Source organism: Chryseobacterium sp. P1-3, from assembly GCF_000738495.1.
Classification (GTDB): Bacteria; Bacteroidota; Bacteroidia; order Flavobacteriales; family Weeksellaceae; genus Chryseobacterium; species Chryseobacterium gallinarum.
In genome coordinates, this window is the sequence record NZ_JPEQ01000017.1 from 1 (window position 1) to 18345 (window position 18345).

An 18345-nucleotide genomic window follows, 5' to 3' on the forward strand; every position below is an offset into this window, starting at 1 on the left:
CCGTAATCTGGCTTTCATCCAGGATGAAAACTGGAAACCAACAAGGGCCTTTAAAATTATTGAAGAGGTAGTAAAAGGAGAGAAAAAATTCAGCAGGAAAGAAAAAGAGGTTGCTCTTATCCATCTTTCTTCTTTAATCGGGAGATCTTTTGATGAAACCTTGAGGGCTTATAATACCTTTGGAGATGATAATAACCCTGACCGTCTATTTAAAATCATCTACAATCTGGGAAAGGTAAGCCTTGAAGACGCAAAAGGTGCCAGAGAAAGAGAAATTTATTTTAGTGCCATATTAAAGGAAAGGGTGGGACACCATTACTTTGGTGAAAAATGGGCCAATAAAGTAAAAGAAGTTTTATTTGAAAATGATCTTCATATGCGTCCGTTGCATATTATTTCCGCCAATATGCATTCTGTGAAAAATATGCTGTATGCCAATGATGCCCTTAAAAAGAAACAGCATCATGATGTAGACTATAAACTGTACGAAGAAATCTCCAACAAAAAAAGACCTTCGTGATAAAGTATTAAAATATGCTTTGGAAGAAGGGATGATTTATATTGCGGACAAAAGCGGAAGCAATATAGATGTCCAGATTATAGACCTCAGCAAAACTGATTTGAAGAATACGCCGTTTGCAGGCAGTAAGTTCTCAGGAGATGATGTAGTGATGGTATTCGATTATGCTTTCGGAGAACAGGCTTTTGAAGTGATGGATGAGCTTTTAAGACCTTTTGAACATAAAGGGGAAGTTTACATGATGAAAGTGAAGTCTGTATCGATCATGGGAAAAGCGGGAATTCTTACCGGAGAAAAAGGCGATATCATGATTCCTACTTCTCATATTTTTGAAGGGACTGCGGATAATTACCCATTTGAAAATGCTTTGAAGCTGGAAGACTTTAAAGATGATGAATTGAGAGCTTTTGAAGGTCCAATGATTACCGTATTGGGAACTTCACTGCAAAACAGGGATATTTTATCCTACTTCATGAACACTTCATGGAAAGCCATAGGTCTTGAAATGGAAGGAGCCCATTACCAGAAGGCTATTCAGGTGGCTTCTAAAATCAGACACCATATTTCGCCGGATTTGTTTGTGATGTATGCTTATTATGCTTCGGATAATCCTTTGGAAACAGGAAGTACCTTATCTTCAGGAGGCCTTGGCCTTACAGGAGTAAAACCCACTTACCTCATTACCCTGAGAATTCTGGAAAAGATTTTTGAAAGTGCCGGGAAAACTACTTCTGCTAAAAAATAATCGTAATTATAATTATAATAACAACCTCAGGTGATACATCTGAGGTTTTTTTGTGAGGCTTGTTAAGGTTTTAACCTTGATAAAGATCATTGCAATAAGCTTCTGCGTACTAAATCCATTGAGAATATTAGTAGAAATTCTTATATTGTTTACTTTAAAAAATAAAAAACAGTAATCATGAATTCAGTTTCACAATTAACCAAAAGATTCAGGGAGGTAATACTTGATGGTTTTTGGATTGCCAATACCAATTTTAAAGACCAGTTGTCTGATGTTACCTGGGAACAGGCGATAGCAAGGGTGGGTTCTTTGAACACCATTGCTATGCTCACTTTCCATATCGATTATTATATTGCAGGAATTGTCAATGTGTTGGAAGGCGGAGAACTGGAAATAAAAGATCAGTTCAGTTTTGATCTTCCTCCTATTGAATCCCGGGAGCAATGGGAAGGATTGTTGAATAAGCTCTGGTTAGACGCTGAAAAGTTTGCGGTATTATTGGAACAGATGCCTGGTTCTAAGCTTGATGAGGTTTTTGTTGATGAAAAATATGGAACATACCAAAGGAATATTGATGGAATGATTGAACATGCATATTATCATCTGGGACAGATTACTTTAATTAAAAAACTGTTGAAAAATAACTAAAGAAAAGACAGGCATAGTCATCTGTGATTATAAATAACCTTCTTATCGTTTTAACAATTTGATTTAAAATCCATCTAAAACCATATTCAATAGAATAAAACCTTCAAATAACTCTAATTTGAGAGTGTTATTTAAATTACTACCTTTAGAAAAAATAAAATTTTAAATGAGAAAATCGGCTGCAATCATTTTTGCGTTTATCATTTCACAATTTCAGGCTCAGCAAGGAGCTTATTATCAGCAGGCTGCAAAGTATAAGATGGATATTGATGTCAATGCTGAAAAATTTACTTACCAGGGAAAACAAACCTTAGAATACACGAACAACTCACCTGATGAGCTAAAAGTGGTATATTTTCATTTGTATTGGAATGCCTTTAAGCCTAATTCCATGATGGACCAGAGAGTGGCTTCCCAGGGGAAGAATGGTGATGGAAGATTACAAAAAGAGGGGATTTCAAGATTGGCATCCATTCCTAAGGACCAGGAGGGAGCCCAGAATATTCACTGGATCAGGCAAAATGGAAAGGATCTGAAATTTGAAGTTCAGGAAACCATTATGAAAGTATATCTGGCTGAACCTGTCAAACCGAACTCCACTACTACTTTTACTATGGACTGGGATGCTGTAATCCCTCAGCAGATCAGAAGGAGTGGAAGAAATAACAGGGAAGGGGTAGATATGACGATGACCCAGTGGTACCCGAAAATTGCAGAATATGATTATGACGGATGGGCAACTTTTGATTATCTGGGAAGAGAGTTCCATGCGCCATTTTCAGATTTTGATGTAACCATCAGGATCAATAAAGATTATGTAGTAGGAGCAGGAGGTATCCTTGAAAACCCTTCTGAAGTAAAGGGTTATGATGCCAATGCTAAAATAAAGACAGAAAAAGATAAGAAAGCAACCTGGAAATGGACCGCAAAAAACATTCTTGATTTTGCGTGGAGCGCAGACAGGGATTATTCTGTAGAAAGCTTCAATGTTCCGGAAGGGCCGAAAATATACCTGGTGTATCAGAAAAATGACAAAACTAAAGTCTGGGGTGAAGCCCAGCCTTATATCACAAAATATTTCCAGATCATGAATTCTCATTTTGGAAAATATGTATATCCTACTTATGCGTTTATCCAAGGTGGAGACGGTGGTATGGAATATGGAATGTGTACGATGATTTTAGGGGAAGCAAAAGATATTAAAGGACTGATGGGACTAATGGCTCATGAAGGATCTCATTCCTGGTACCAGCAGATGCTGGCCACAAACGAATCTGTACGTCCATGGATGGATGAAGGCTTTACAAGCTATGCGGAAGGGTATACCATGCACCAATTATTTCCGGAAGATTTACCCAATCCTTTTGCTAAAACCTTAGACGCCTACAGAAACTTTATTAAAAAAGGAATTGAGGAGCCGGCTGTTTGGCTGGGAGACCATCATGATAACGGAACAGCTTATACCTATGCTTCTTATGTGAAAGGAGAATTGTATCTTGTACAATTAGGATACATCATGGGAGAACAGAACCTTGCTGAAACCTTAAAGCAATATTATGATCAGTGGAGTATGAAACATCCGTCAGACAGAGATTTTCTTCATATTGCCCAAAAAGTATCCGGAATGGATTTAAAATGGTTTCACCACTATTGGATCAATACGACCAAAACCATTGATTATGGAATTAAAGATGTAAAATACGATGCAAAGTCAACAACAATTACCCTTGTAAATAATGGACAGGTGCCTATGCCGATAGATTTCAGCGTAATGACTACAGATAAAAAAGTGGTTACCTACCAGATTCCATTGAATATGACCCATACATGGAAAGAAAAAGATATCTATGGTGAGTTTAAAACCATGCCTTACTGGCCATGGACACAAAAGGAATATACCATTACAATTCCTTACACAAAATCTCAATTGTCCGTGTTAGGAATAGATTTCAGTCAGAGAATTGCGGATGTGAATATGGCGGATAATTTTGTTGAGGTGAAATAATTCAGATAATGATAAAAACAGAGGCTGCCACTTGGGGCAGCCTCTTTTCATGTCGTGGAAATTACCAAATAACCGGGGATCCGCAATCTTTGATAGAAACCCTGCAAGATTTTTTTTCAGATTTTTCATATAGTACAATTGATTTTGTTGTTTCAACTGTATCCAAGACCTTTAAGGAATAACAGGATAAACTTGCAGGTGTAGTTCTTTACTTAATAAGTGTGTTGAAAATACCATTAATTGAGATAAAGTTTGAACCTTATCAATCTAAATTAATATGGGATTTCATTAAGTTTTTGATCATAAAGCTTTATTTTTACACTTATTTACAAATCTCTTTAGTTTAAAAAATAAATGAATTCAATTGTAATCAACGTAGGGAACAGCAATATCAGATTTGGACTTTTTAATGGTGATAATTGTGATATTTCATGGGTAATCAATACCAAGCCCTACAGAACTGCGGATGAGCTGTATGTACAGATGCTGATGCTTTATCAGACCTATAAAATTGAGCCTAAAGAAATCGGGAAAGTGATTATAGGATCGGTGGTGCCACAGCTGACCAAAGTAATGAGCTCAGGAATCAAAAAAATTCACGGTACTACTCCTGTAATTGTTGACAGGAATACCCCTTCAGGGGTTCAGGCAAAATCCAAGCAAATGGGAACGGATATCTATGCTAATCTGGTGGCTGCACATAATCTATATCCGGACAGAAAGAAAATCGTTATTGATTTCGGAACGGCTCTTACCGCAAGCTGTGTAGCAGAAACAGGAGAAACCTTAGGTGTAATTATTGCGCCGGGAATTGTGACATCACTCAATTCACTGATCAGCCAGACAGCCCAGCTTCCTGATATCGAACTTAAAAAGCCTAAATCTGTTTTAGGACTGGATACGGTGACCTGCATGCAAAGCGGGATGGTTTATGGTTTTTTAGGAATGGTAGAAGGCTTTATCAACCGTATCAATGATGAGGTGAATGATGATTGCTTTGTGGTTGCAACAGGAGGAGTCTCTCATGTATATAAACCCCTAACGGAAAAAATTCACGTGATGGACAGGCTGCATACCCTGAAAGGGCTTTATTTTTTAGGTAAAGATTTATAATTGTAATAACTGAGGCTGAGACAAAGCCTTAATTTGCCTTAATTTTTATTAAAATGAAAGATTTTCCTGTAATTAAAACGGAAAGACTTATTCTTTCCCATCTGGAAGAGAAAGATATTCCTTTTATCGTTGAATATCTTCAGCATAAAATTTATTCGGACCTTACTTCTAACATTCCTTATCCTTACACGGAAAGTGATGCCAGGTTCTGGTTGAAAATGTCTGAAGAAGCTTTTGAAAATAACTCGGGATATACTTTCGGAATCCGTAATAAAGAAGGACAAATTATCGGTGCTATCGGGCTTCATGACAGGGATGATGATAAGGCTGAATTAGGTTATTGGATCGGAATGCCTTACTGGAATAAAGGATACGTAACTGAAGCAGCCAAAGCTATAATAGATTTTGGCTTCAAAAAACTTAATTTTAATAAAATTTTTGCCACTCATTTTCCTCACAATCCCGCCTCAGGGAAAATAATGGAGAAAATAGGAATGGAGAAAGAGGCCTTTTTAAAAGAAGAAGTAAAAAAAGATGGAGAATATTTTGATCTTGTCATGTATTCCATTTTTAATAATCATAAATAAAAACGGAGATCATTCCGGTCTCCGTTTTATTCGTATTGAGTATTTATCTTTTATTTTTAAAAAATGTTTTAACAATAGATGAGCATTCGTTTTCCATAATTCCCGTTACAATTTCTGTTTTCGGGTGTAGGGAGAGGTGTTTATTAATGAAACCTCTCTGCTCATCTCTGGCCCCTATAACTACTTTTGAAATCTGAGCCCAGGATAATGCTCCTGCACACATAACACAAGGTTCCATAGTGACATAGAGCGTACAATCCTTTAAATATTTACCACCAAGAAAATGAGCAGCGGAAGTGATGGCCTGCATTTCTGCATGGGCGGTAACGTCATTCAGGGTTTCGGTGAGGTTATGGGCCTTTGCAATAACCCGGCTATTGGAAACAACAATACAACCGATAGGGACCTCATCTTTTTCCAGGGCAATTTCAGCTTCCTGTAAAGCCATCTTCATATAATATTCGTCGGTAAACATTTATTCTGTCATCGTTAAAGTTAAAGGAAGCCTGAATTGAAAACTGGCCGGATCACCTTTGGCGGTGGCGGGCGTAAATTTTTCAGAAATGGAATACATCGCAATTTCAGCCTGCCTGTTGAATGTGAAATTATCGCCTTGTGCATGTACATTGCTGATGCTACCATCCGGCTCAACCGTAAAAATCACATCTGTCATGACTGTTTTGGGTTCAGAATGAACACCATCCGTATAAAGAAGATCGGCAACCTCCTGTCTCAATGAATTGATTCCTCCCGGATAATTGGGTGCTGTTTCTACATCATTATTTTTGTTTTCCGTTTGGGATCCGTCTTTTATTTTTTTTATCAATTGAAGATCTTCCAGGTTTCTTACCCGTAACAAGGCTCCGATCAATGCATTATTTTCAATACTGTCCATTTTTTTCATGAAGAAAAGAAAATCACCTTTTATAGCAGCCTTTTTGAAGGTGTTGGATTCGGCATCAAATTTCTTCTTGAATTCTTTATTGAGCATAGTTCTGTGCTGGTTGTAATAATTTTTTACTACCCGGAACTCTTCCTTTTGCTGTGACAGGCAAAAAGCAGAAATAATACAGCAAATACAGATTAATAAAGCTCTCAATTCAGTATATTTATGTAAATATAATTAAAAAATATGAGATTCTTCAGCTTTCAAGGTAACGGTTCAGAGATTCCTGGAGATGGGTTCTGATTTCATCAACTAAAGCTTTAGGTTCTAAAACGGTAACCTCTTTCCCATATGAAAGAATCTCCTGCATAAAGTCGTAAGTAGGATGCAGGAAGAATTCAAAATAAATTTCTTCCGGCGTTTCTTTGGTCTCTTTTTGCGATTGGTGAAGTGGGAAACTTCTGATGTACTCTCCCTGATGACGGCTGCATTTCAATACAATATTCTGTGGCTTTTGCTCAGCCAGATTCATCACCCCAAATGCATTTTTAAAATGTTCTCTAAAATTATAGTTATATTTTTCACGGAATTTAGTTTTACTAACATCCAGATAATTAATCCTGTCCAAACCAAATGATTTCAAAAGTTTGTCTTTGGTATCGATCGCAATAAGATACCATCGGTCTTTAGATTCTTTCAGGGCCAACGGATGAACTTTTCTGGAAGTCATCAGTTTGTTTTTGTAATTATAATGTTCAAAAGAAACCACTCTTTTGTTACGAATGGCAAAGAACAGATCATAGAAATGTTCAACTCCGGTGGGCTTCCTGCTTTCAAAGAAGATAAAATCTGAAAAATCCGGATGAAGATTCAATGCATTGCTCACCTGAAAAGATTCCAGGAGCTTTTGGTTATACTCATCCACTTCCATAATCGGGCGGCTCTCAATATAATACCGGTTGTCACCTTTTTTCTTATTGTGAATGGAAAGATTGAAAAGATCGGAAATTTCACGGATATCCCGCTGCAAGGTACGGATAGAGTAGCTCTTGATCCCTGCATCCTGAAATTCAAAAGAGTTTAAAAGATAGTCCTCCAGCTGGGAATAGGTAGCCGGAGAACTTTCTAATCTTTTAATAATTAAGGCATATCTTGTCAGATAAAAATCTTTTTTCATGATCTAATTTTATAAGACAAATATATGGGCTTAATGCGACAAAACGTGTCGCGTTTTTAATTGTATGTCAGAAAATACGATATTTTCTTAAAAAGAGATCAGACTGCTATTTCCGTATCAAATATGAAACGGCAGTTTGACAAATATAATTTTAATGTTATACATTTCCGTAATAGGCCTCAATAGCATCTTCAACATCTTCTTTTAATGTCATATTGTTGGGGAATTTAAGAAGCAGATTCTTTAAACAATCAATAAATTCTTTACTTTGAAGTTTGTACGAAAGATCCTCAAATCGTGAAGATATCCATTCCAAAGTATCTTCATCAAGAGTACTTATTGTTTTTATTGCTTCTTTTACATCGGAGAGTAAAACTTCAACTATTTGATCTTTATCTTCAGAAACCGTAGGATCATTTACGTGTTTATTTTTAATTCTCTGAACGATTTCTATAATTTCTGTTTTCATTGTTTATTCTTTAAAATGGATTAAATTCAAATTTATTACTATTTAGTAGAGGCTGTTTTGCATTATCAGGGAAAATGGTTGCAGGCTTACCTCTTGTTTTCATTACTCCAACCCTTATTCCATCAAAATTATCAAAAATAGGAATACCATCTTCCAGAATTTTAAATGCTTCAAAATTCCTTTCAATAACATAACCTCCGGCTAGTTTTATTTTGGTTTTATCCCAAGATTCCGGAAACCAGGATTGTCCTGTATTAGTCTGTCCTTCTATAAGTCGTTTAAATTTACTATCATGTCCCTCTACAGCTCCAATTCTGACTCCATTTTCATAAGTATGTTCTACTTTGTATTTTCTTCCGATTTTATCAAGAAAATTTATATTTTCCTGTGAATGCCCTCCGCTTTTCATTTTTCCGGGAAGAGTACTCCTGTTAGGGTTACCCGGTGCAGCAAATTCACCTAAGCTGGCATGTTCCAGAACATCATCGGGTAAATGTCTTAATTTATACAGCTCTTCTAGGTTAACTACTAGTTTTTCGGGATATCGGTAAACTTTTTTTTAATTCTTTAAAAAAACTTTTGCAGGAATTTATCCGTAGGAGCTCCCTGGATTAATCTTTCTCCTTTATAAACAAGAGCATACTCTTTTCCTTCTACCTCTACTAATATAGCTCCTTTTTCATATAGTGGTAATAAATTATCATATTTTCCAAAGTTAAAATTAGTAGCCTTCGATATAACCTGGCTATTGTATTCCAGGATTTTTATCTCAATACCGGAACTTGATTTTACTGTATTTCCTGCGAAAGTAAGAATTTCACGCTCCAGCATAATTTTAACCATACAGGATTTAAAGAAATTGGCATAATTAAAGTTTTTTATTGCTATAGCAGCCCGGTAAAGCCCTGCTGCCCGTGCAAATAGAAACTCCACTGTTGCCGGGGTAGCTAAAATAATACCTCCGATAATGTATATTTTTTCCCATTTGTCCAGGAATTCTTTTCCTCCGGGCATTGCAGCAATTTCTTCACGATTGGCCGTAATCACGCCATCTGCGGATGCTAAAGCGACATCAGCAAAAGCGAGCGCAAAAACGGTAGGATTGGCAGTAGTAAGCATAGTGGCTGTACCCACTACAATAAGAAAAATATCCAATCCTATTCTGATATTTTTTTCAAGCTCCTGTTGTTCTCTGGCTTCAGCAAGTGCTTTAATACTAATTGCCGATACAAAAGGAAAAGCAAAATTATTTTCCCCATCATATCTAACGCGTACAATGTCCATAGGATGGTATAGATTTCCTTTTTCCGCAGGATCTAAAGAGGTCCTGTCTACCTGTATTCTTTCTACATGGGAAGGAAGGTCATCCGGAATAATTTCGGTTTCGGTCCGGGTTACTTTTTTGAGTTGTTGTAAAAAAAACTCATTATCTTTTTCCTCTTGAAAGAAGCCACCGGAAGAAAAAGCATAATTATCACCTATCACAAACTCTTTGTTTACCATCCTCAACCCTTCAAAGGCATTATCCATACAGAGTGCATTGATGAAATTGGCAAATAATGTCTTATTGCTTATTTCAGTTCCGTCGACTACCGAAGTTTTATCCATGTTATTGAAAATTCTTTTTACCATTGCCTGGTTGTTTTTAAAGCTTTCAAAAAGGAACTGACTGTTTTTGAAAATTTTGAGAAGATTAATCAGGGCTCCACTGGAATCTTTTGCCCAGCTGAAAAATCCTTTGTCATCATAATCTGAAAGCAGTTCAAGATGGCCCCAAAGAAACTCCTGGGCAGGAGTTGAGTTTTTTATCGGTGCTGCATTTTTATCTTTTAGCACCGTAATAGCAACTCCCATTTCCATATCTAACCTGTTTAAGATTTCCTCTGAGATAAAATCGGGCATATTTTCATACAGAAACTTTAATGCTCCTGCATCTTTGGTTTGTTTTATTTTCTCTACAAAAAGATCGGTGATCTCGTTTTTTGCCTGATTACTTATTCTTAATCTTTCGCATAAAGCTATAAAGCCTTCTATATCCGAAATACTAATAATAATTGCATTGTATTTTTTATCAAGATTATATTTTCCTGTGGTACTGTTAAAAGCTCTCTTATCTAAATAATCCGTATAAACGAATTCTAAACGAAAATCCATTTCTTTTCTTTCAGGATTAAGATAAAATACGCTTCCGGCTTTTTGCAGGCTTACAAAGCAAGGCCTTTGATTAAGTTCTACAGATACCTCGACGGATCTTTTTTCATTACCTTTTGTATATTCAAAATATTTGGTAGGAGTATAAGTACTGGTTAAAGGAATTCCGGTTATAGGAGTTACTCCTGCACTTACTGTAATATTTTCTAATGCATAATTCTGGTAATAGAAAAAAAAAGCATCGTTTGTTCTATCGCTTATGTGGTTCAGGAGCTTATTCAGGTCCATATTGGCTTTGTAAAAGTCTCCTTTGGTTATTTTGCATTTGTCTTCCTGGCTGAATTTCCGGTCGTATGAAATTTCTTCAAAAGATGCGGCAGGATTTGAAAAGCCGGTTGACATTTGGCTTCCTTCCGGATTTTCATTTATCTGGTCAAAAGAAATTGTTTTAAGCCCGGACAGGGTATCAAATATTCCCATTGTTTTCATTTTTGAGAGTTAAATAGCTTAATTTATTTTCCGGGAAAATCATCGTGAGATTATCTGGGTTGTGGTACGTGTTAATTCTTTCTTCATCCAATACCACAAGATCTAAATGATAATTTTTATCCACAAGAACCTGGGCATTCTTCAGTTTGCATTTTGCCTGCACCAGGACATCCCAGTCTTTTCCCTCCAATTCATTCCATTGTTCTGTAGGGATTCTTCCTCTGCTTCCGAAAAGAAAGATTTTCTCAACGGCAGTAATATCATCAATCTTATCCTTTAAGATCGTGAGGATATAAGGCAGCACTTTGTCGTGCTGCCAGATAGCCTCGGGTTTTACTCGGCTCATTGTTACTTTTTTTCAGGATTATAGTAAGAATTTCTTCAGTGGAGCTTTGTCTAGGAAATCCTGTTCAGTCAATTTGTTTCCATTCTTGTCCAGGGTTCTTGCTATTCCATATTGTGATAGCCCATTTGAGAATTTTAGATAAGAATTTCCATCTGTAATAAATTCTAAAATATCATCATTGCTTGATGGATTAGGCTTACATAATTTAAAACTCTTGATTTTATTGACATCAATTCTTAAGCGTAATCCTCGCAGCTCACTTGGAAGAACTTCTACACCATCTGTTTTAGAAATTTCGTAAGCCAGTTCTTCATAGAATTTAATAGCAGAATCTGTTTTCTGCCAGTTAGCATCTCTATCAATCGTTATTGAGTTTCCCTGAAACTCATAGACCCTCGGGAAAACTGCCTGTTGATCCAAATCTCCAATGGTAGCATAAGATTCACTGTCCATGGCATTCCAGGTCAATTGAATCCATTTTTCTGAAGAGGCATTGCCTAAAAGCGATTCATCTTTAACGAAATTACTATCTGTAATCACGTCACCAGGTACCTCAAACTCATTAGGGTCTTCAACAGTGAACGGTAAAGCGTGTTGTACTTTCAAGCCAATACTTTCAGCCTGAAGAATGTTTAAAGGAGTAGGAAGTCTTGTGATCCAGGCTTTTCCTTGTTTTACTCCTTTTGGTTCTTTCATTTCGTCTACTATTGACAGGTAAAGAGGATCTCCTATTACAGGAACTTCTCCGCCATTCCAGATTTTCCCGGTAGCCATATAAAACTGAACAGCATCTTCGAAGCCGGGACGAACGGTTACTACCACTCTGGCCATACCACTCTGCAGGAAGGCTCTAAATAAAGGATCTACATCTTCCGCCTGGTAAAGATTGGTCCATTCTGTTTTGTTGGCCCAATAATAAGGGTACAAATAATAAGAAAGATTTTCCCATTCAAAAGCTTGCTCCATGAATTTCAGGAAGGCTGTATATTTATCCAGTGTTGAAGAAAGGTTGGTTTCATAGTCGGTAAAAGTGCTTCCAGTGGTTAATCCTGCCATTCCGTATCCATGTGTGGAATTGGCTGCTCTGTTGACCATATAGGAAATACAGTTTTTACGAAGAACCGTATTTTCGATTTGACGGTAAAACCCTGGATTGGTACCTTTAATTTGAATACCATTGGCTTTTTCTTCTGCCAGCCTTTGTTCGTAAATTGCTAATGCTTTTTCATATCCGTCAATAATCGCTTTGAATGTTTTCTGAAGCCATGCATTTCTTGTTTCGGGGGTTAACTCTAAATTAAGTTTCAGAGTTCCTTGGATAATTGGGCTTTCTCCGGTAGCAAAACTGAATTCCAGCTTATTTTTAATGTTCAGGGTTCCTGTAGTTCCACTGACTTGGGTACTCGCTGGTGAAGTAATCCAATAGGTGCCTTGTCCTCCGATGGTCATGAAAGCCTGGTGGGCGCCTTTAAAGCTATGCGGATAAGTCTGGAAAGTATAGTCGGCATTTCTTACGATATAGCCTTCCGGAACTTCCATTTCTCCATTTCCATTAACAATCTGAACTTTATCGTCATCTTTCCCCCCGAAATTTCCGTCACGTCCGCTGAATGATTTACTGATACTAAAAAATTCAGAAGGTTTTTCATCGATTTCAACATTGTATTTACTCACCCAATATCTTAAAGCGGCTTCATTAGTTAATGCAGCATAACTTTCTATAGGTAAGTACGTTGCTTTTCTTGGATCTTCAGGTTTTACAAGATCACTTTTGGTTGCTGACTTGTCCAAGGTCATGCCCAAGGTATGGAGTTTGGCCGGCTGAGGGACCATGAATTCAAACATCATACGTTTCCCGTAATTGTAGATCTGATTTTTCATGAGTTTATCTACCCAACGGAAAACTCCGACTACATGCTTATCTCCTTTGGTGTTATCAAAGCCGTGTTTATTGTTTTCTTCAAACTCTTCAATGATTTTCTCAATCCTTTCTTCATGTACTTTAGTAACAACTCTGTCAAGGGCTCTGGCTGTAATGTCCTGGGCCTGAGTCATCGCTTGTCTGGTACTTTCCTCTTTAGAAGAATGATTGGCATATCCTCCTGCGATCCCGGTGTTTAAAGTAGCTGCCATTGGCCCTGTTCCTGTTTTCCAGGTTGCATCAAAATGGGCCTGTACATTGGTGTCTCTGGCTTCCTGTAGCATTTTGGCAATTTCTGTCTGCATTTCAAACCTGGTAGCAGTAGTAGTGTCCGTAAGTTTCTCCCTTTCAGTATCGGAGGATGTGGTGGTTGTATTCTCGCTTCTTCTTAGCCTTCTTGTGGCCTTTTCACGATATTCGCGAGCCATGATGTTTTCAATGTGGGCAACTTCTCCTTCTACGTAAGCATGAGTAGTTTGTTCTACTTTAAGGTAATCTGCAATACCTATCTGTTTAAATCCGAAGCCTGATGGAATGAAAGAATCGTCTGGCTCAACAGGATTCTTTATTTCATTAACGATTTCAAAAGCAGAGGAGTAGCAGGACTTCATTGTAATAATCCTTGGATGAAAAATGGTTATTTTACCATTGGTGAAGGTAATCTTGACATCCATTGAAAAGTTTTCCGTCTGAGAAATGTAAACTCCATCTGTTGTAGCAGTGCCCAATAGTTTGGTTAAGAATATTTTATTTCCTACCCGGTTTTTCTCAAAATATGTTCCGGAAACAGGCCCTGCATTGGTGTAAAGCGTATAGCTCATGCTGGCTACATTCCATGAGGCATCCGGTACATCGATAGACAGGTCCAGGCAAGTGTTTCTTAAAATAAATCTGGGACATAACTGATAGGAAAAGGGAATTGTCTCTACTCTGGAAACAGGAAGAATAACTCCTCCAATGCTGGTATAAGTTTCTGCGTTATCCAAAATGTTATCTACAATAACCCTGTTGGCTTTTTCCTTGGCATTGATAATAAGATCTTTCAATTCAGAAAATTTATTTCTGCCTGCCAGTAAAGTATCAATAGTTCCTGCATTATCTATTCTTTCTTTTTCCGGGCCGGAAAAGTCATAATCCAAAAGAGATAGAACCGTATCAACGCTGGCCGGCTTCAATGAATCGGCTATTGTTCTTCCATCTATTTCAGGGCGGAAAGAAAATTCAAATTTTGGAATCTTCGGATAAGGAACTTGTTCCGGCTGCTGACAGGGATCCAAAGGATTATATGGTTGCTCCGGATTTCTGATGTCACAATATTTTCTTTTTACTTCTTCTACACGGGCATTATATTCATCGATAAGTGGCTGAATTGATTCTCTGTACTTTTCCTCGCTGCCTTTATATTCACGTTGATATTCGTTATTATAATTGTTTTCAATAAGAGCAATCTCTTTGTTCAGTGTTTCATATCGGTCTAATAATGCTTTGGCTTCCTGGATTTTTTGCTGTTTTTCCATATATGAAGAAGGTGAAGTAACTTCTCCTTCCTCTATTTCCATCCTTGCAGCGGAGCCTATTGGAAAGGCATCCGGGTTGTCCATTATCAGATCTTTGGGTAATACTACTCTTGCATTGATGAGTAGGCTGCTCTTTGAGACATCAAAATTCTGAGCTACATGCAACCCAAGAAGCATGTGCATAAGAGTTTCTTTGATATAAAAATCTTTTTGAGATACCACCTGGTAAATAAGGTTATTCCAAAGAAGAAGGGTTATTTTGATATCATCAGTAGCAAAAACATCTTGCAAATGCCTCACACTTTTTTCCAGTTCTGTACCAGTAACAGACTGTTTATTTTTGGCAATTTCAATAGAAAAATCATATAATTCAGGAAAGGTATTTTTCAAATAATCTTTATCTTTTATACAATCCTGGGTCTCTTCATATGTTCTTGCATATTCACTTAATGATTGCTTTCTCGGTGTTGCAGGTTGGCTCAATACATATTTGTAGAAATGGCTTTCCTTTAATTTTCCAGGTGCCAGAATAAATCTTTTATCCTGTTCTTTATCATCAGATTGCTGAGGGCTTCTAAGGCTTACAAATCTGAAAAGTGTTTGTGATGGTGTATTGTCAGCAGAACCGGCTGCTTTATTTTCAATATCGCTCATTTTGTAATATTGTTAGGTATTTATTAATTGAATTAAATTTTGAAACGTCTTTTTAATAGATGGGTTTCAGATACTTTACCTTATTTTTTAAGGTGGTTTCCGGCAAAAGGATATCCACCTGATTTCTTAATTTTCAGATTCATTTAAAAATGGTTATTAGTTTTTTGGCATAGTTCCGGCTGTCCACTCTTTTGTGAATGGTGATTCAAAGGCGTTGCGAAATTGATAAGGCTGCTATAAAGGCATTATAGAGGCTGCAAAAAAACAGTGGACAGCGTCAGAACTTAGCAAGGTTAAAAGTTTTTATAAGGTTTCTTCTTCCAGAGTATCATTCTCAAAATCTTCTCTGAAGAAATTTTCAATGTCGTTGAGATAGTTTTCATAATCCATCTCAGCATTTTCGATGTCGCTCCATTCTATGGTATAAAGATCTTCATCGAAGTCTATATGGGAATTGTGATGGGGTGTTTCCATATTATGTGCTTTAGGATATTGGTTATTTTTTAAACATATTTCAGGCTGTCCAACATTGGTAAATGTTGAATTCAAAGGCTTTTTTAAATTTTTTATAGATTGTTTTTTGTGGCTTTGTTTTATACTCCAAAAGTAGCAGGGGAAAGCGACAAAACTCGACGTGTTAAAAAAATCTTTTATTTTCTGATATAAGTTTTTAAGCTTATATTGTGTCTTTATAAGCTTGATAGCTTATATTTTGTTTTTAATGAGTTTCTGAACAATTTGATTCAGTGTTTCTCTGTTATCATCAATGTAGCTCAAACCGGCTTGTATCAGGTTTTCAATATTGGATCTCCTCACGTTATCCATTGCAGGAGAAGCATTTTTTAAAGAAGGATTCAAACGGTAATAGTTTTTCTGGTTTCTTAACCCTAAAGTCTGGAACATTTGATCCAACTGGTAATCTACTGTTTCTGCATTGGCAGACATCAGGATGTCAATAATCGGATTAACCCAGCCTATTTTTCCCGCTTTTTCAAGTCTCTTGAAAGAATAAGGTCTGGCTTCAACTCCTGTTCCGATAGAAATTATGATCATGTCATTCACTCCCGGATGATTGGCTTTCTGATGGTTTTTCAATACCTCTGCAAAAGGAATTTTTCTGGCTTCCGCATAGGCACAAAGTGCAGGATTGTTGGCAAACATACCTCCATCGATCAGGCTGAAAATCTGGCCGTACATAGATTTGATCTGTACCGGACTGAAATAGGTAGGTGCCGCTGAAGTTGCCCTGCATATATCCTTTACGTAAAAATTATCTGTGCTGAGGTTTGCCTCCCATGAATTGAAAAGTTTAGCCCTTCTGTTTTCTATATCATAGCTTGTAATTAAACAAGGTTTTATTAATTCTTTTAATTCTAAATTTCCAAAAAAGTCATTCAAATTTTTTTTTAAGCGCTTCTTGCGAAATTCTTTCATTCAATAATCCAAAAGGATTAACCAGCTTTTCCCAAAAAGAAACCTGGAAGATGTCGCCGCCCTTTTCTGCATACAACTCTAATCCTTTCTGGATAGAATATTTTGCTTTCCGGGCTTCATCGGGACATAGAATAATAGAAGCAATCAGTCCTCCTGTACTGCTGCCTGCCACCAGATCAAAATAATCTCCGAGCTTGGCACCCGGTTTATCATAATACTGGAGCTGTTCTTCTATGTAACGTAGAATAATACAGGTAATAATTCCTCTTATTCCACCCCCGTCCAAAGAAAGAATGGTTATCTTTTTCATGTGATGTTTTAATTGGTTGTTAAAAAGACACATGCAATGTAAAAATCCATGAGACCGATAGATATCTTAGGTAATATTCCGGCTTTTATGTCTGGATTTTATTGCTTTTTTTGTTGTTAAACTTGTAAAGCAAAGGTAAGACGGGGAAGCGACAGAACTTGTCGTATTTTAATTAATTTCCAACACAGGAGAATTAAAAAATGACATAATTTTGTGAATCCCTGGGCATTTTCAAAAGTGTTCTCCAGTTGGTTTTTATAAGGCCTTTTTGCGATGGAATCATCCTTTTTTCAAAATGGGGAAGATCTTTAAAAGTCTTCCAGTTTCCTCCCCAGTCCCATCCATGTTTAGCGAAAATTTTTACGCATTCATACCAATCGGCTACTTTATCATTATCCCAATCTTTTACAGTGTCCCAGCTTGCTGCTTTTCCATCAATAATCAGGCAGATATCCACGGCAAGCCCATAATTGTGGATACTCTGTCCGGCTTTTGCATTGGTTACCTTTCTTCCCGAGGTAATTCTTCCGATTGCATAAAGTTTTTCCTGCTCCTCAAAAGATCTTAATCCCTGGGTAATTCTTACCTTGGCTTTTCCGGTAAGAGCTTCATCGCATTCTTTAATGATCTGCTTAACTTCCTCCCGGACTACCGGATGAAGCTTCCGGATTCTGTCTAATGTTATTTTGTCCATAATTTTTATTGCTATAAAACAAAAGTACAGGGTCTTTGCGACGAAACTTGACGTGTTTGATGAAATTTTTTTAACAATTTCAATCTTTTTGTTGAAAGTTATACTTTCGTAATGATGATGAGCTTTATAAGTTCTTATTGAAGCTCTGATAAGATTGAGCTATTCTTGCATTGATGCAAGACAGCTGAAGAGGATTCATTGTCAAAAAAAATGTTTTTGAACACAAAACTAGCAGGTTAATGCGACAAAACATGTCGCATTTTAAAAGATCATTCATTTGTTTTTCAATATGTTAAATGTGATGTTAATTCTGGTCTAAAAGATTTTTTTATTCTTTAAAAACAATAATTTTGTATAGACATTTACAACACAATTGCTATGTATGCCCTGGTAGATTGACAATAATTTTTGTTTCCTGTGAAAGGACCCTGGATCCTGAACTTGAAGGCAAGCCCGTTGTGGTTCTTTCCAACAACGACGGATGCGTTGTGTCCAGAAGTAAAGAAGCAAAAGACCTGGGCATTCCCATGGCTGCCCCGGCTTTCAAATACAAGGAGCTCTTTCAGAAGCATGATGTGAAAAGTTTTTCTGCCAAATTTGAGCTGTACAATTATAAAAGCCAAATGGTTATTAATATTGCCAAATCCTATGTATTGGAACATGAGGTTTACAGTATTGA

Annotated in this window: 16 protein-coding genes and 2 pseudogenes; 6 read left to right on the forward strand and 12 right to left on the reverse strand. The window is 36.9% G+C overall.

Annotated elements, in window-relative coordinates:
- The 5 genes and pseudogenes from HX13_RS19505 to HX13_RS19525 form a co-directional block, all read left to right on the forward strand.
- Positions 1-1265, forward strand: a pseudogene (locus HX13_RS19505) (DUF6909 family protein); the annotation flags it as partial.
- A 177-nt stretch (positions 1266-1442) separates the two neighbouring features.
- Complete coding sequence (locus tag HX13_RS19510; RefSeq protein WP_050022440.1) at positions 1443-1913, forward strand: hypothetical protein; 471 nt, start codon at positions 1443-1445, stop codon at positions 1911-1913.
- A 166-nt stretch (positions 1914-2079) separates the two neighbouring features.
- The gene (locus HX13_RS19515; protein WP_050022441.1) at positions 2080-3918 is read left to right on the forward strand and encodes a M1 family metallopeptidase; all 1839 of its coding nucleotides are present in this window, start codon (positions 2080-2082) and stop codon (positions 3916-3918) included.
- A gap of 354 nt (positions 3919-4272) precedes the next feature.
- Positions 4273-5031, forward strand: a complete 759-nt coding sequence (locus tag HX13_RS19520) for a type III pantothenate kinase (protein WP_050022442.1) — start codon at positions 4273-4275, stop codon at positions 5029-5031.
- 53 nt (positions 5032-5084) lie between these two features.
- A complete protein-coding gene (locus HX13_RS19525) occupies positions 5085-5618 on the forward strand; it encodes a GNAT family N-acetyltransferase (RefSeq protein ID WP_050022443.1) in 534 nt (177 codons plus the stop codon).
- 43 nt (positions 5619-5661) lie between these two features.
- Here HX13_RS19525 and HX13_RS19530 read toward each other — a convergent pair whose 3' ends face one another.
- The 12 genes from HX13_RS19530 to HX13_RS19580 form a co-directional block, all read right to left on the reverse strand.
- Positions 5662-6093 (reverse strand): nucleoside deaminase, encoded by a 432-nt coding sequence (locus HX13_RS19530; RefSeq protein ID WP_050022444.1) that lies wholly within the window; start codon positions 6091-6093, stop codon positions 5662-5664.
- Complete coding sequence (locus tag HX13_RS19535) at positions 6094-6717, reverse strand: hypothetical protein (protein ID WP_228377714.1); 624 nt, start codon at positions 6715-6717, stop codon at positions 6094-6096.
- A 43-nt stretch (positions 6718-6760) separates the two neighbouring features.
- On the reverse strand, positions 6761-7681 hold the full coding sequence (locus HX13_RS19540; RefSeq protein WP_050022445.1) for a helix-turn-helix transcriptional regulator: 921 nt from the start codon (positions 7679-7681) through the stop codon (positions 6761-6763).
- 157 nt (positions 7682-7838) lie between these two features.
- A complete protein-coding gene (locus tag HX13_RS19545) occupies positions 7839-8150 on the reverse strand; it encodes a hypothetical protein (RefSeq protein WP_050022446.1) in 312 nt (103 codons plus the stop codon).
- Positions 8151-8160: 10 nt separating this feature from the next.
- On the reverse strand, positions 8161-8661 hold the full coding sequence (locus tag HX13_RS19550; protein ID WP_202962938.1) for an EndoU domain-containing protein: 501 nt from the start codon (positions 8659-8661) through the stop codon (positions 8161-8163).
- 56 nt (positions 8662-8717) lie between these two features.
- Positions 8718-10790 carry a hypothetical protein gene (locus HX13_RS19555; RefSeq protein ID WP_050022448.1) on the reverse strand — a complete coding sequence of 691 codons (2073 nt, stop codon included), beginning with the start codon at positions 10788-10790 and terminating at the stop codon, positions 8718-8720.
- Positions 10768-11136 (reverse strand): hypothetical protein, encoded by a 369-nt coding sequence (locus tag HX13_RS19560; RefSeq protein WP_050022449.1) that lies wholly within the window; start codon positions 11134-11136, stop codon positions 10768-10770. Before HX13_RS19560 ends, HX13_RS19555 begins: the two co-directional genes overlap by 23 nt.
- An 18-nt stretch (positions 11137-11154) precedes the next feature.
- The gene (locus HX13_RS22870) at positions 11155-15228 is read right to left on the reverse strand and encodes a hypothetical protein (protein ID WP_185113626.1); all 4074 of its coding nucleotides are present in this window, start codon (positions 15226-15228) and stop codon (positions 11155-11157) included.
- Between the two features lie 303 nt (positions 15229-15531).
- Positions 15532-15777 (reverse strand): hypothetical protein, encoded by a 246-nt coding sequence (locus HX13_RS19570; protein WP_050022450.1) that lies wholly within the window; start codon positions 15775-15777, stop codon positions 15532-15534.
- 156 nt (positions 15778-15933) lie between these two features.
- On the reverse strand, positions 15934-16626 hold the full coding sequence (locus HX13_RS19575; protein WP_238555536.1) for a patatin-like phospholipase family protein: 693 nt from the start codon (positions 16624-16626) through the stop codon (positions 15934-15936).
- Entirely contained in the window at positions 16619-16972 is a 354-nt protein-coding gene (locus HX13_RS24965) for a patatin-like phospholipase family protein (RefSeq protein WP_238555537.1), read from the reverse strand. The genes HX13_RS19575 and HX13_RS24965 overlap by 8 nt, the downstream gene beginning before the upstream one ends.
- 193 nt (positions 16973-17165) lie before the next feature.
- On the reverse strand, positions 17166-17666 hold the full coding sequence (locus tag HX13_RS19580) for a M15 family metallopeptidase (RefSeq protein ID WP_050022451.1): 501 nt from the start codon (positions 17664-17666) through the stop codon (positions 17166-17168).
- A 395-nt stretch (positions 17667-18061) separates the two neighbouring features.
- On the opposite strand from HX13_RS19580, the pseudogene HX13_RS19585 reads away from it, so the two are divergent.
- Positions 18062-18345 (forward strand): annotated as a pseudogene (locus HX13_RS19585) (SOS mutagenesis and repair protein UmuC); the annotation flags it as partial.